This window comes from Spongiivirga citrea (assembly GCF_010671565.1).
Lineage (GTDB): Bacteria > Bacteroidota > Bacteroidia > Flavobacteriales > Flavobacteriaceae > Spongiivirga > Spongiivirga citrea.
Genome location: NZ_JAABOQ010000001.1, coordinates 386,089 through 398,749 on the forward strand (window position 1 = coordinate 386,089; position 12,661 = coordinate 398,749).

General features: G+C 35.9%; 11 protein-coding genes. 3 read left to right on the forward strand and 8 right to left on the reverse strand.

All coding sequences use genetic code 11. The features are described from left to right. Positions 1-12: 12 nt before the first annotated feature. Both GWK10_RS01695 and GWK10_RS01700 read right to left on the reverse strand, forming a co-directional pair. Positions 13-1,740: a solute:sodium symporter family transporter gene (locus tag GWK10_RS01695; RefSeq protein ID WP_164029165.1), complete on the reverse strand. Its 1,728-nt coding sequence runs from the start codon at positions 1,738-1,740 to the stop codon at positions 13-15. A 232-nt stretch (positions 1,741-1,972) separates the two neighbouring features. Continuing rightward, a complete protein-coding gene (locus tag GWK10_RS01700) occupies positions 1,973-2,686 on the reverse strand; it encodes an NUDIX hydrolase (protein WP_164029166.1) in 714 nt (237 codons plus the stop codon). 190 nt (positions 2,687-2,876) lie between these two features. Here GWK10_RS01700 and galK point away from each other — a divergent pair, with 190 nt between their 5' ends. Together galK and GWK10_RS01710 are read left to right on the forward strand one after the other, a co-directional pair. Beyond that, entirely contained in the window at positions 2,877-4,055 is a 1,179-nt protein-coding gene (gene galK, locus GWK10_RS01705) for a galactokinase (RefSeq protein ID WP_164029167.1), read from the forward strand. Then, positions 4,055-5,095 (forward strand): UDP-glucose--hexose-1-phosphate uridylyltransferase, encoded by a 1,041-nt coding sequence (locus tag GWK10_RS01710; protein ID WP_164029168.1) that lies wholly within the window; start codon positions 4,055-4,057, stop codon positions 5,093-5,095. Before galK ends, GWK10_RS01710 begins: the two co-directional genes overlap by 1 nt. Positions 5,096-5,118: 23 nt before the next feature. Here the strand turns inward: GWK10_RS01710 and GWK10_RS01715 are convergent, their stop codons facing one another. The 3 genes from GWK10_RS01715 to GWK10_RS01725 all read right to left on the reverse strand — a co-directional run bounded on the left by GWK10_RS01715 (position 5,119) and on the right by GWK10_RS01725 (position 9,678). Next, a complete protein-coding gene (locus GWK10_RS01715; protein ID WP_164029169.1) occupies positions 5,119-5,592 on the reverse strand; it encodes a protease complex subunit PrcB family protein in 474 nt (157 codons plus the stop codon). 9 nt (positions 5,593-5,601) lie between these two features. Further along, entirely contained in the window at positions 5,602-6,729 is a 1,128-nt protein-coding gene (gene bshA / locus GWK10_RS01720; RefSeq protein WP_164029170.1) for an N-acetyl-alpha-D-glucosaminyl L-malate synthase BshA, read from the reverse strand. Between the two features lie 63 nt (positions 6,730-6,792). Next, the gene (locus GWK10_RS01725) at positions 6,793-9,678 is read right to left on the reverse strand and encodes a glycoside hydrolase family 3 N-terminal domain-containing protein (RefSeq protein WP_317164661.1); all 2,886 of its coding nucleotides are present in this window, start codon (positions 9,676-9,678) and stop codon (positions 6,793-6,795) included. 262 nt (positions 9,679-9,940) lie between these two features. Between GWK10_RS01725 and GWK10_RS01730 the strand changes: the two genes are divergently transcribed. Beyond that, complete coding sequence (locus tag GWK10_RS01730) at positions 9,941-10,564, forward strand: hypothetical protein (protein ID WP_164029172.1); 624 nt, start codon at positions 9,941-9,943, stop codon at positions 10,562-10,564. A 140-nt stretch (positions 10,565-10,704) separates the two neighbouring features. Here GWK10_RS01730 and GWK10_RS01735 read toward each other — a convergent pair whose 3' ends face one another. From GWK10_RS01735 to GWK10_RS01745, 3 genes are read right to left on the reverse strand one after another with little or no spacing between them, the layout of a single operon-like run. Then, positions 10,705-11,187 (reverse strand): ABC transporter ATPase, encoded by a 483-nt coding sequence (locus GWK10_RS01735; protein ID WP_164029173.1) that lies wholly within the window; start codon positions 11,185-11,187, stop codon positions 10,705-10,707. Positions 11,188-11,221: 34 nt separating this feature from the next. Further along, complete coding sequence (locus tag GWK10_RS01740) at positions 11,222-11,842, reverse strand: hypothetical protein (protein ID WP_164029174.1); 621 nt, start codon at positions 11,840-11,842, stop codon at positions 11,222-11,224. An 8-nt stretch (positions 11,843-11,850) separates the two neighbouring features. After that, positions 11,851-12,642, reverse strand: coding sequence for a (Fe-S)-binding protein (locus tag GWK10_RS01745; RefSeq protein ID WP_164029175.1), 792 nt, complete (start codon positions 12,640-12,642; stop codon positions 11,851-11,853). Positions 12,643-12,661 lie beyond the last annotated feature (19 nt).

Genomic DNA, 12,661 nt, shown 5'->3' on the forward strand with positions numbered 1-12,661 from the left:
TCACCTAAACGCCTAAAAAATCAAATAGGTGCTTAGTACTAATAGTGTTATAAAAATTCCGACCGGAACTGCCCATTTCCAAGGAGTTGTATCTATAACTCTCGTTACTTTTGGAACGTAGATATTTTGTTTTGGTTTTAGTGCGCCAAATATCAACATAATGATAATATTAACCACGAACAATATTCCCATAACATGTAAAAAGTGGGGATATGCTTCAGCTTCTATCAGACTGATTTTTTCCATGTGGGCGGGTATATCGGTCACCCCTATTTCTTTAAAGTAAGCTGCTAGTTGTTCGTCTTCCAATCCACCTAAGAAATTAGACCCTTGAATTCCCGCTTTATCTAATGCACTTTGGATAAATATCGGACTCATTATAAATTGACTTATCAAATACATAATGACTCCACCAACAAGCACCACTTTTGCGCCTATGGCTGGTACTTTTTTAGTCAAAATTCCAATTGCTACAACTGCTAAAATTGGCACACTTAAACTTCCTAAAGACTCTTGTATATAAGCAAACAATCCATCAGGTGCATTACGGATAAAAGGAGCTATCGTCATAGAAACGGCGGCCAATCCAAGACCAAATCGCTTACCAGCCTTTACAGTTTGTAATTCATTTGCTGCTTTATTGAAAAACTTTTTATACAGATCAAAACCAAACAGAGTAACACTACTATTTAAAAGGCTATTAAACGAGCTTAATACTGCACCGAATAATACTGCTGCAAAAAATCCGAGTAATCCTGCTGGTAGAACACGTCTTACCAATTCGGGATATGCAGCATCGGCATCATTTAATTCCGAACCGAATAATTGCCAAGCAATGATACCAGGAAGTACAACAATTACGGGAATTAAAAACTTCACGAAAGACGCTAGCATCATTCCTTTTTGACCATCAGCAAGGCTTTTCGCCCCAAAAACACGCTGCAAAATTGCCTGATTTGTTCCCCAGTAATACATTTGAGCAATCATCATACCTGTAAATATGGTGCCAAATGGAATTGATGACGTAACACCACCCGTGACATCGAACTTATCTCGACTTTCCATCCATAAGGTTGATAACCCTTCGCCTACATTACCGTCACCAATCATTTTAAGACCAAAAATGGGAATTAAAATTCCTCCAACTAATAGTCCAATGGCATTGACCAAGTCAGATACAGCAACAGCTTTTAATCCACCATAAATTGCGTATACAATTCCTATTAAACCAATACTCCAAACGCAGACCCAATACGTAGCTGTTTCAGAAAGACCCAACATTTCATTAAGCTTAAACATCGTAATGAATGCTTTGGAACCCGCATACAATATAGTTGGTAATAAAACAATGCCGAAAGCAATCAAAAATAGTATAGACAGGATTGCTTTTGTATTACTATCAAATCGTTTCTCTATAAATTCAGGAATGGTAGTAATACCTACTTGCATATACTTAGGCAATAACCAAAGTGCGGTAATCACCATTGCAATTGCCGCCAAGGTTTCCCAGGCCATCACCAAAATTCCTTCGGTAAACGCTTGCCCGTTTAGTCCAACAATTTGTTCTGCAGATAGATTGGTTAACAATAAAGATCCTGCAATTGTTATGGCTCCTAAACTTCGTCCACCTAAATAGTACCCATCAGCCGATTTTTCATTTGTTTTTCTTGTAGCATACCAGGCAATAACTGCAACTAAAAGCGTAAAGCCAATAAATGAAATAATCGAAAATGCATCCATAAGAATTTGTCGTGTTGGTTTGTTAGTAAAGATCTATTCAATAGTAAAATCAATTTTATTGAATAATTCAGTTAAAATAATGAAATTATCATCATTAAGGATAATAACTATTGCTTTCTAAAAAATTGTAATCCCTCTAACGTTTTCGTTTTGGTCGATTTAAATTATAGCAAGTTTATTGAAAAGAGCAAAATAACCATTTAAAAAACTGATAGTCATCCAATAATCTAGATTAAACCTCAAAATTAATTCCGCTGGCTACCAGTTGCTGATACTTATCATAATCAAATTTATACAGGAAAGCCCCTTTTTTTGAACTGAGCTTATCCTTTTCATTCAACTTAATCAAGACACCAAATGACAATACTTTCTTTCTGAAATTTCTAGAATCCATTTGTTTTTGGTAGATGGCTTCGTATAAATTTTGCAATTGTGGGATTGTAAATTTTTCAGGAAGTAATTCAAAGCCTATTGGCTGGTATCGTGCTTTTCTGCGCAATCTTGTCAACGCATCTTTTACCATTATATCATGGTCTAGTACCAATTCAGGCAACTCATTAAAGGGATACCAGATCGCTCCGTGCTTTTCCACCAATTCGTTGTCATAATCGCTGATGCGAATCAAAGCATATTGTCCGATCGATATACAGCGATAACCAGGATCTCTCATCACCTCATTATAAGTCCGAAGTTCTTCCATAAAAACATTCTTCAAACCTGTGATTTCTTCTAGAACTCTTTTGGCAGCATCAGTCACACTCTCATTTAACTTCACAAAACTACCTATTAAGGAGTAAGCCCCTTTTTGGGGTTCTACCCTTCGCTTAAAAACCAAAAGTTTTAATATCCCTTCATCAAAACCAAAAATGATACAATCAGTTGCTATATATATAGGATCATGCTCCTTATACCAATCTTTCGACCAGGGTGAGGTTTTGTTACTCATAATGATTCTTTGATTTCCTCAAAAATAAGTCAACTCTTTTATTTTCTAGGTTTTTATTCCATTCAACATTAATGATGATTAATAAATCCTTTTTAAAGTATAAAAAAATTAATTAACGTAAAAAATACATTTATTATATTTGCTCTCATCATCTACAAGAATTATTAAGCCAATATTAAAAACCCACTAATTGAAACCAGCAGATCTAAAGGGTAACGTAAAGAAGGATCAAACTGCTTTTATCGAAGCGTTTTCCCCAGAACTCGTGGTGCATTCACCAGGCAGAATAAACTTTATTGGTGGACATACTGATTATAATAATGGGCTGGTTTTACCAACAGCAATCAATCAAAAAATTCATCTGTACTTTAGAAAAAATAGTTCTAACAACCAATGTTCTGTCACCAGTATTGGCTTTGATGAAGTATTGAAAATCGATCTTCATTCAGTCAAAAAAAGTAACAAACAATGGGAAAACTATATTCTTGGTGTTGTTCAAGGCTTACAAAAACGGAATAACGCAATTACCGGTTTTGACTGTATTATTGATAGTCAATTACCTATTGGTTCTGGTATTAGCTCTTCAGCTGCTTTAGAATGCGGTATGGCATACGGACTAAATCAACTTTTTGACCTTGGTATTTCTACTCTTGATATGATTAAATTATCAAGAGATGCCGAACATGAATTTGTTGGCACCAAGTGTGGCATTATGGATCAGTTTGCTGTAATGATCAGTAAAAAAGAACATGTTGTATTGCTCGATTGTGAATCGGTTTCTTACTCGTTAATACCAATGAATTTGAAACCTTATAAATTATTGCTTTTAAACACTAATGTTTCTCATAATCTTGCTACTAGCGAATACAATACTAGAAGGTCGGAATGCGAGGCGGCAGTTGAATTTATTCAAAAATACTACCCGGAAGTAAATTCATTGCGCAATGCAGAAAACCATATGATTTATGATTTAAAAAATAAAATGGACGAAACTTTATACAAGCGAAGCCACTTTATTGTAAATGAAAATGCTCGAGTTCAAAAAGCGGCCGATGCATTGAGAACTGAAGACCTGAATACATTTGGAGATATGCTATACCAGTCGCATCACGGACTGAGTACATTATATGAAGTAAGTTGTCCAGAGTTAGATTTTTTGGTTGAATTTTCAAAGAATAACGAGCATATTCTAGGTTCAAGAATGATGGGCGGTGGTTTTGGTGGTTGCACTATTAACATCATTCATGAAGATGCAATCGAAGATTATATAAATAAGGTCAGTATGGCTTATGAACAGGAATTTTCTTTGAATCTAAGCCCTATTGTTGTAGAGCCTGATGGTGGAACAACTCATAAAACAAACCAATAATGAGCGTACATTTTTACGAGCAACCGCATAGACGCTATAATATTTTAACAGGCGAATGGATATTAGTTTCTCCACATCGCACTAAAAGACCCTGGCAGGGCAAAGTTGAAAAACTGAACCCTACTAAACAGCCAGCTTTTGATGAAAATTGCTATTTATGTCCAGGGAATACACGAGCGAATGGAGAAGTCAATCCTATTTATAAAAACACCTTTGCATTTACAAATGATTTCGCCGCCTTAATTAGTGGCGATAAAAATGAAACTTTAGAAAATGGTTTGTTTATAGCTGAAACTGAATCAGGAATTTGTAAAGTAGTCTGCTTCTCTCCAAATCATTCGTTAACCTTACCACTTATGACTATTGATGCGATATCTAATGTCATATCACTTTGGCAAGACGAATACAGCGCGCTAGGCGCCTTAGAAGAAATCAACCATATTCAGATATTTGAGAATAAAGGTGCAACTATGGGTTGCAGCAATCCGCATCCTCATGGTCAAATATGGGCACAACAAACCATACCTCACGAAGTAGCTAAAAAGGATTCACATCAGCTAGCCTATTGGAACAAGAATAAAAGAAGTATTCTTTCTGATTATTTAGCACAAGAATTAGATGCTGATGAGCGTATTATATTAGAAAATGAATATTTTGTTGCTTTAATTCCCTATTGGGCTGTTTGGCCCTATGAAACAATAATTATTCCTAAGCGGCATCTACAACACATCGGACGGTTAACTGATTTAGAAAAGCAAGCATTTGCCGAAATCATTAAGGAATTGACGACGAAATACGATAATCTATTTGAGACTTCTTTTCCTTATTCTGCTGGAATACATCAAAGCCCAACCAATGGAAATGACAATGAGCACTGGCACTTTCATATGTCATTTTACCCTCCCCTTTTACGATCGGCAACTGTGAAAAAATTTATGGTAGGATACGAGATGTTCGCAGGACCACAACGGGATATTACGGCAGAACAGGCAGCTAATTCTTTGCGCAGTTTACCGGATGTTCATTATACACTTAGATAATTTGAAAATGAGTCTCGACACTTCTAACTCACCTTCTTAAACACTACCTCTTTTTTGGTAGTTGGCATTTTTACAATACAAAATGGTTGACAAATAACAGTAGTGGCGACAAGACCAGGCTCAGATTCTTTTACATTAATGATTAATTCATTTTTGGTCTCTTCTACAGAATCTATGGAAATTGAATAACCGCCACTATTTTTTTCGCCCATATATAAACCTATAATCATTTCCTTGTCAAAATCAACTTCAGGTATCGGAAATCCTGGGCGTCTTGTCATATTGATCTTAGCATAAACCGCTTGCAATTCCGTCGGTTCTTTGATAACTTTTATTTGTGGTTTGTCATAACCGCCATGGGAATGTTGCACTAACACTTCAAAAGAAACTTGTTTCTGATTTTCGGATGATGCCTCTTCCATATTTCCGTTTTGTTGTTTAACTGGACCGCAAGCAGCCATAAGCGCTGTTAGTAAAATCAATACCATTTTATTCATCGTCGTAAATTATGCTAGTTCGAATGCCTTTTGATAAATTTCCTCATAAATAGGAACAATATGTGTTATGTCAAACTTTTTCGCCTCATTTATCGCGTTTTGTTTAAAACGTGCCAATACATCATCTTTCTTTAAGATCTTAAGTGCATTAGCGGCCATTTCTTCTATATCACCTACATTGCTTAAAAAACCAGATACTCCTTGAATATTCACCTCAGGAATACCTCCTGTATTACTGGAAATTACTGGTACTCCACAAATCATTGCTTCTAAAGCTGCAAGACCAAAACTCTCGGTCTCTGATGGTAATAAGAATAGATCAGAAAAGCATAACAATTTTTCAATTTCCTCGCTATTTCCAAGAAATACAACATTATTAGCAATGCCCAATTCTTCAGCCAATTTCTCTGCACCTTCCTTTTCAGGGCCCTCACCGACCATTAGTAAACGTGCAGGAATCTCTTTTTGTATTTTGTGGAAGATTCTAATGATATCTGGAATTCTCTTTACTTCTCTAAAATTACTAATATGAGTAATTATCCGTTCATCTTCATTTGCAATCATATCTCGCTGGCAATCGGTGAAATTATTATTATATTTCCCCGCATCGATAAAATTTGGTACCACAGAAATATCTTGTTTGATATCAAATAATCGTATAGTATCTCGCTTTAAACTTTGCGATACAGATGTCACCACATCGGATTTATTGATACTAAAACTAACCGCTGTTTTGTAGTCAGGGTGATTTCCAACCAACGTTATATCGGTACCATGTAATGTTGTTACCATAGGAATTGTGATTCCTTGGTCTTCTAACATTTTTTTAGCCATATAACCCGCATATGCATGCGGAATTGCATAGTGAACATGCAACAAATCAATACCGTATAGTTTTACCATATCAACCAACTTACTAGACAATGCAAGTTCGTAGGGCTGATATTTAAACAATGGATATTGTGGCACGTGTACCTCGTGAAAGTGAATTTTACTATTCAGCATTGCGAGGCGCACTGGTTGCTTATAAGTGATGAAATGCACCTCATGACCTCTATTTGCAAGTGCTATACCTAGCTCGGTAGCAACTACACCACTACCGCCAAAAGTAGGATAACATACTATCGCTATTTTCAAATTTTTATGTTTAAGTTAAAAGCTTCTCTTTTTAGTGCGTTTTTTAATCAAAAACTTACACTATTATTCAATTACTGATTCGTAAATAGCTCGTTGTATTTCTGTTCTAATGTTTGTTTTTATTAGCTTTCTATTCGCCATCGTTGGATATGTTCTATTCGATAGAAAAACATATACAATTTCTTTATCTGGGTCTGCCCATGTATAGGTCCCTGTAAAGCCCGAGTGACCAAAACTGTCCATTGACACACAACCGCATGTCGACCCTTTCTCACCCAATTGAGGTTTATCAAAACCAACACCTCTTCTATTGTTTTCAGGGCAATAATAACAGGTATTAAAACTATTAATAGTGGCTTTTTCTAAATACTGTTTCCCACCATAATTACCTCCTTGTAAATACATTTGCATTAGCTTAGCAACATCATTAGCATTGCTAAAAATACCGGCATGTCCTCCTACACCATCAAGCATTGCGGCACCCATATCATGAACATAACCATGTACGGTTTGATTACGAAAGTACGTATCATTCTCACTTGGGATTATTAATTTTTTATTAAACTTTTGAAGCGGATTATAGGTAGTATTATTAGCTCCTAGTGATTTATAAAAATTATCCTGCACCAACTTATCCAAACCTTCGCCATAGGCTTTTTCGATATAATCTTTCATCAAATAATAAGGCAGGTCACTATAGCGATACTCCAAACGATTACGGAGACCACTTTCAAGTACCATTTTAACAATACTATCTTTATAGTCAGTTCTTAAATAAAGATCATCAGCAACTTTGACAGAAAAGTTTTTAGAACGTCGACGCTGATAATATTGTGCCAATAATTTACCTGAGCCGCTATCTAATGTTTTTAAATAGAACGGAATCCAAGGTTTTAGTCTTCCATAATGCGATAAGACTTGCTTAATTGTTAAGGTGTCTTTGTTGGATTTTCTCAATTCTTTAGAGAGCTTTCGTAATCGGGTATCGATATTGATCGCTCCAGAATCTACTAACTTCATAACCATAGGCAATGTTGCCATTATTTTGGTCATACTGGCAACATCATAAATGTCAGTTGGTTTTACCTTTATTTTTTTATTATATGTATGATGACCAAAAGTCTTGTGATATACCACTTTTCCCTTTTTAGCTATTAGCAATTGAAGCCCCGGTGCCATTGCATCTTTTACTACCAAATTAGCTAGGGAATCAACCTTTTGAAGTCCATAGCTACTTAACCCTACAGTTTCAGGCAAGCCATATTTCAATCTGTTAACTGACTTAGTTTTTAATGAAGTACCTACGGGAAAATCGGAGCCCGAAGTTACGGGAAGCACCCCTCTGAATGGCAAAGCACCAAAAATAAGTTGTGCTGATTTTTCTTGGCTCACTTTGTTATTTTGATAACTAGCAATCACCGCATCGATATTAACCGTAGTCAATAATTCGTTTAGGGCATAGGGTTTTGTAAACACATCGAGAATTAGTTTTTTCTCCCGAGCAATTTCATATAACCAAACTTTTTCTTTATCGGTAAATTTGAAGTCCTTCCAAGGAGTATCAGTAGCCTTATGTAAACCTGCTATCACATGTGTATATGGTTTTAACTTCGCTGATAATTGATCCAGTTTCTGTGCTTTTATAACATCGACCTTTCCATAATTCTTAAGCATCTGAACAAAGGCTTCTTCATTAGCATCGCCAAACTTTACATATGCAATTTTACTTCTTTCAAGATCTCGTATAGGCAGCACACTATCCTTATTCTTTAGCAGTGTAATGGCATTTTCATAAACTTTTTCTTCTAATAAATCATTCTTCAAAGTATGCAAATCCGATCGAAGGTTCTCTATGTTGATGTCGCAATAGTTGTTCAATCCAACGAGGTATTTCGCTTTCAATATCTTTTTTACTGAACGCTCTAGTCGAGCTTCCGTAATAATTCGACGATTGTAAGCTTGCATAATTTTTTCTGAGGCTAATTTCACATCTTCGGAAATCAATAACATATCATTCCCGGCTAAAAACGCTCTTAAATCGACATCTCCAGGGTTTCCTGCATCTGCAACGCCTCTCATTTCTAAAGCATCAGTAACGACCAAACCATTAAAACCTAATTCTTCTTGTAATAAATTAGTAACTATCTTTTCCGATATAGAAGACGGTGTATTCGCTGAATTCTCTAAAGACGGAACATTCAAATGTGCGATCATCATACTCGCAACATTGCCTTCAATTAAACGTTTGAAAGGATGCAACTCAATACTATCAATGCGGGCTCGAGTAAATGGGATTGTCGGCAATGCTTTATGTGAATCAGTATCCGTATCACCATGACCAGGAAAGTGTTTTCCGCACGCCAAAACACCTGCACTTTGCATTCCTCTTGTAAAAGCCAATCCTAGATCGGTCACTCGCTGCTTATCTTCACCGAACGAACGACTACCAATTACTGGATTTTTCGGGTTAATATTAATATCAACATCTGGCGCGAAATTAATATGAACACCAATACGTTTGCAGTGCTCACCCATTTGGCGACCGACCTCTTCTATTAATTTTTCATCTTTAACGGCACCCAAAGTGACATTGTAAGGGAATGGGAACGTATCATCCAAGCGCATACTTAAACCCCACTCGGCATCCATACCGTTTATTAATGGAATTTTAGAAAGTGATTGAAACTCATTATTCAATTTTGCTTGTGATACTGAATTTCCTAAAGAATAAATGATTCCGCCGATTGCGTGATCATTAATTAGCTTTTTGATCTTGTGGCTATTCTGATTTTTAGTGCCCGAAAAAGCACGTACCATAAACAATTGGCCGACCTTCTCTTTTAAAGTAAGTTGACTATAAATACTATCAACCCATTGTTGTTGTCCTACAATATCCTTTGCTAATAAAGGATCAGGTTGTTGTGAAAAGACACTAAAAGTAATGCTCAAAAAAAGCAGAAAAGTAATTCTAGCTCGCATAAAATCTGTACATAATTCTACCCCTAAAATAACGGTTTAAGTGGGATAAAATTTTGTTTTAACAAATTGCTATCAACAAAGTTATTTGAAGGTTGCAAAGACCCTTTCTGAAAGAACGTTTTCCTAATACCAACGACGCGTGATTGAATAATCATAAATTAATTAGCAAGTAAAACCAGAGATAATATTTATATTTATTGGAACTCTGACTAATCATAGTGTATATACAATAATGAACAGAAGAATAACATTCCCACTTTTAGCACTTACGATAATTTTATCTTCCTGTCGCCAAATTGACCCCAATAAACAAGTTGATGAGGGTACTGTCGAAAAAAATTCTTATTCAAGCAAAGAAATTGGATGGAGTATTACGATACCTAATAATTGGAACGTTATTTCAAAAGAACAGACTGATAAATACCAAGAAAAAGGTTTAGATGCAATGGGAGAGCTGGTTGAAGGAGAAATTGATGTTTCAGGACTAAGAAACCTAATCGGATTTGAAAAAGATAGGTTTAACATATTTCAATCAACTTCAGAACCATTTCAGCTCGAATATGATGGAGAATGGCAAGAAAACAATGCTGGAATAAAGGAGCTGATTTATAATGCATATAGGCAACAAGGTATAAAAGCCGATTCGACCGCAACTACAGTTGAAAAAATTGACGGACTGGATTTTCTGTCGTATACATTTACGATATACGCCCCAAACGGTGATGTGATTTTAAACCAAATAGTATACAGTCGCCTAATTAATGGTTTTGACTTCGGAGTAAATATCAATTACAATAATGATTCGGACAAAAAGGAGATGATGGATGCATGGCTCGGGTCCAAATTTAAAAGATAAGGGTAATTCTTAACTATTAGGAAAATAGTTGAATTCTTAAAGCACTAAAACCTTACTCAAACGCTAACACCTCCCTTAATCCCTACTCAAGGAGGGAAACTCATATGAATTTGGTATTTGAAAATTGGAATTTCCCTATTTTACATAAATCGATTATGCCAACTCTCCTCGACTGGAACCTCCCAGTTCTCCTCATACTCGGCTTTATTGGTAACCAAATTATTGAAGACGATCGTTTTTTTAGAAACGGAACGGTTTTTAGCCATTTTTCTAAAATCCGATAGTGTTTTGTAAGCTACGAATTCGCCTTGTTTGTAAGACACATTCATTTTATCTAGCAAATCGACATTATATTCCTTTTCCAATTCTTGAATAAAACGCACTGATGCATCTATTGAACAGCCACTAGCAGCATTCATATTTTGATCGAGACCGATCGTAATAAAGCGCTTGTATTTTATATCGTATCCCGCTTTTAAATCTGAACCATGAGCAGTCCATTCAGCAATAAACCCATCTAATTTATCTTGAATTGCGGCTAACTCATCTTCAGTAAAGCTACGATTTGCTTGGTAAATCCAAACTCGAGCTGTATCGGGTAATGTATTAAAATCGACAAGCATTTTTTTAGTTCTGAGTTATGAGATTTAGTTAAAACTATTTTTCAGTAATTGATCTCATTACTTTATAGTTACGATACTCTTTCAAATTAGGATCATAAAATTCCTTTTCTGCAAAGAAAATAGTAAATGTATTTCCTTTTGCTTTTGTATGATCTTCTAACAATTCACTTCCAGCGAAGTAATCTAACCAAACAAGTTTATGTTTTCTTCCTCCCGTCTCCTGAAACTCGATCATGGTGAAAGTTCCTTTTTTAAAACCGATTAACTTGCCGGTCATTTGCTTTTGTGCACTATCGCTTTCAAGATCACTTTCGTAATCTCCATCCGCAAACATCATCAAAATCTCAGGACATTCCGATGCCATTTTCAAACCAATATCAACACCTACTGCCTCCATTTCAGCATCATTATCCATATTCAACTCTTTTCCAAAAGCTTTTACATAGGCTTCCCTATGTTCTGAATACGCAGTTAGAATACATATTCCCAACATCATTTCTACTTGCTTGGGACTGTCTTGTGCTGTTATCTCACTATTTTTACCTTCTATACAAGGGCAAACACTTTTTGCAATATCATTTAAAACCTTGTCTTTGCCTTGAGCAAAAGAAAGTGATGTAATTAGAATGAGGGAAACTAAAATTTTATACTTCATCAAATAATCTATAAATCTTGCGCATTCGCTATTAATTCAGCAACATCCATCACTTCGACACTGTCTTCTTTCTCTTTTCCTTTTACACCATCTGTCATCATGGTATTGCAAAAAGGACAACCAGCTGCTATAATGTCTGGTTTTGTTTCAAGCGCTTGCTCAGTACGTTCGATATTTACGTCTTTGTTACCTGGCTCTGGCTCTTTAAACATTTGAGCTCCGCCAGCTCCACAACATAGTCCATTTTTCTTGCACTTACGCATTTCGACCAACTCCACATCGAGCTTTCTGATCAAGTCACGAGGAGCTTCATACACATTATTAGCACGACCTAAATAACAAGGGTCATGAAATGTAATACGTTTACCTTTAAATTTCCCCCCTTCAATAGTTAATCGACCTTTATCTAAAAGTGATTTTAAAAATTGAGTATGATGCAATACTTCATAATTACCACCTAAAGCTGGATACTCGTTTTTAAGCGTATTAAAACAATGAGGACAGGCAGTAACTACCTTTTTTATTTCATAGCCGTTCATCACTTCGATATTAGTGACTGCTTGCATTTGAAACAAAAACTCGTTACCTGCTCGTTTAGCTGGATCGCCGGTACAACTCTCTTCTGTACCTAATACCGCAAAATCAACATTAGCACGATGCATTAATTTTACAAAGGCTTTCGTAATTTTTTTTGCTCGGTCATCAAAACTTCCTGAACAGCCAACCCAAAACAACACCTCTGGTCGTTTTCCTTCAGCCATATATTCGGCCATGGTAGGCACCTTTAATGTCTCACTCATATGCTTTACTATTTAAACG

Bases quoted from the DNA above. Each gene is read 5' to 3' on its own strand.
- GWK10_RS01740 (WP_164029174.1), bottom strand. From the start codon at position 11,842: ATGAAGTATAAAATTTTAGTTTCCCTCATTCTAATTACATCACTTTCT.
- GWK10_RS01700 (WP_164029166.1), bottom strand. From the start codon at position 2,686: ATGAGTAACAAAACCTCACCCTGGTCGAAAGATTGGTATAAGGAGCAT.
- GWK10_RS01735 (WP_164029173.1), bottom strand. From the start codon at position 11,187: ATGCTTGTCGATTTTAATACATTACCCGATACAGCTCGAGTTTGGATT.
- GWK10_RS01745 (WP_164029175.1), bottom strand. From the start codon at position 12,642: ATGAGTGAGACATTAAAGGTGCCTACCATGGCCGAATATATGGCTGAA.
- GWK10_RS01730 (WP_164029172.1), top strand. From the start codon at position 9,941: ATGAACAGAAGAATAACATTCCCACTTTTAGCACTTACGATAATTTTA.
- GWK10_RS01715 (WP_164029169.1), bottom strand. From the start codon at position 5,592: ATGAATAAAATGGTATTGATTTTACTAACAGCGCTTATGGCTGCTTGC.
- GWK10_RS01695 (WP_164029165.1), bottom strand. From the start codon at position 1,740: ATGGATGCATTTTCGATTATTTCATTTATTGGCTTTACGCTTTTAGTT.
- GWK10_RS01710 (WP_164029168.1), top strand. From the start codon at position 4,055: ATGAGCGTACATTTTTACGAGCAACCGCATAGACGCTATAATATTTTA.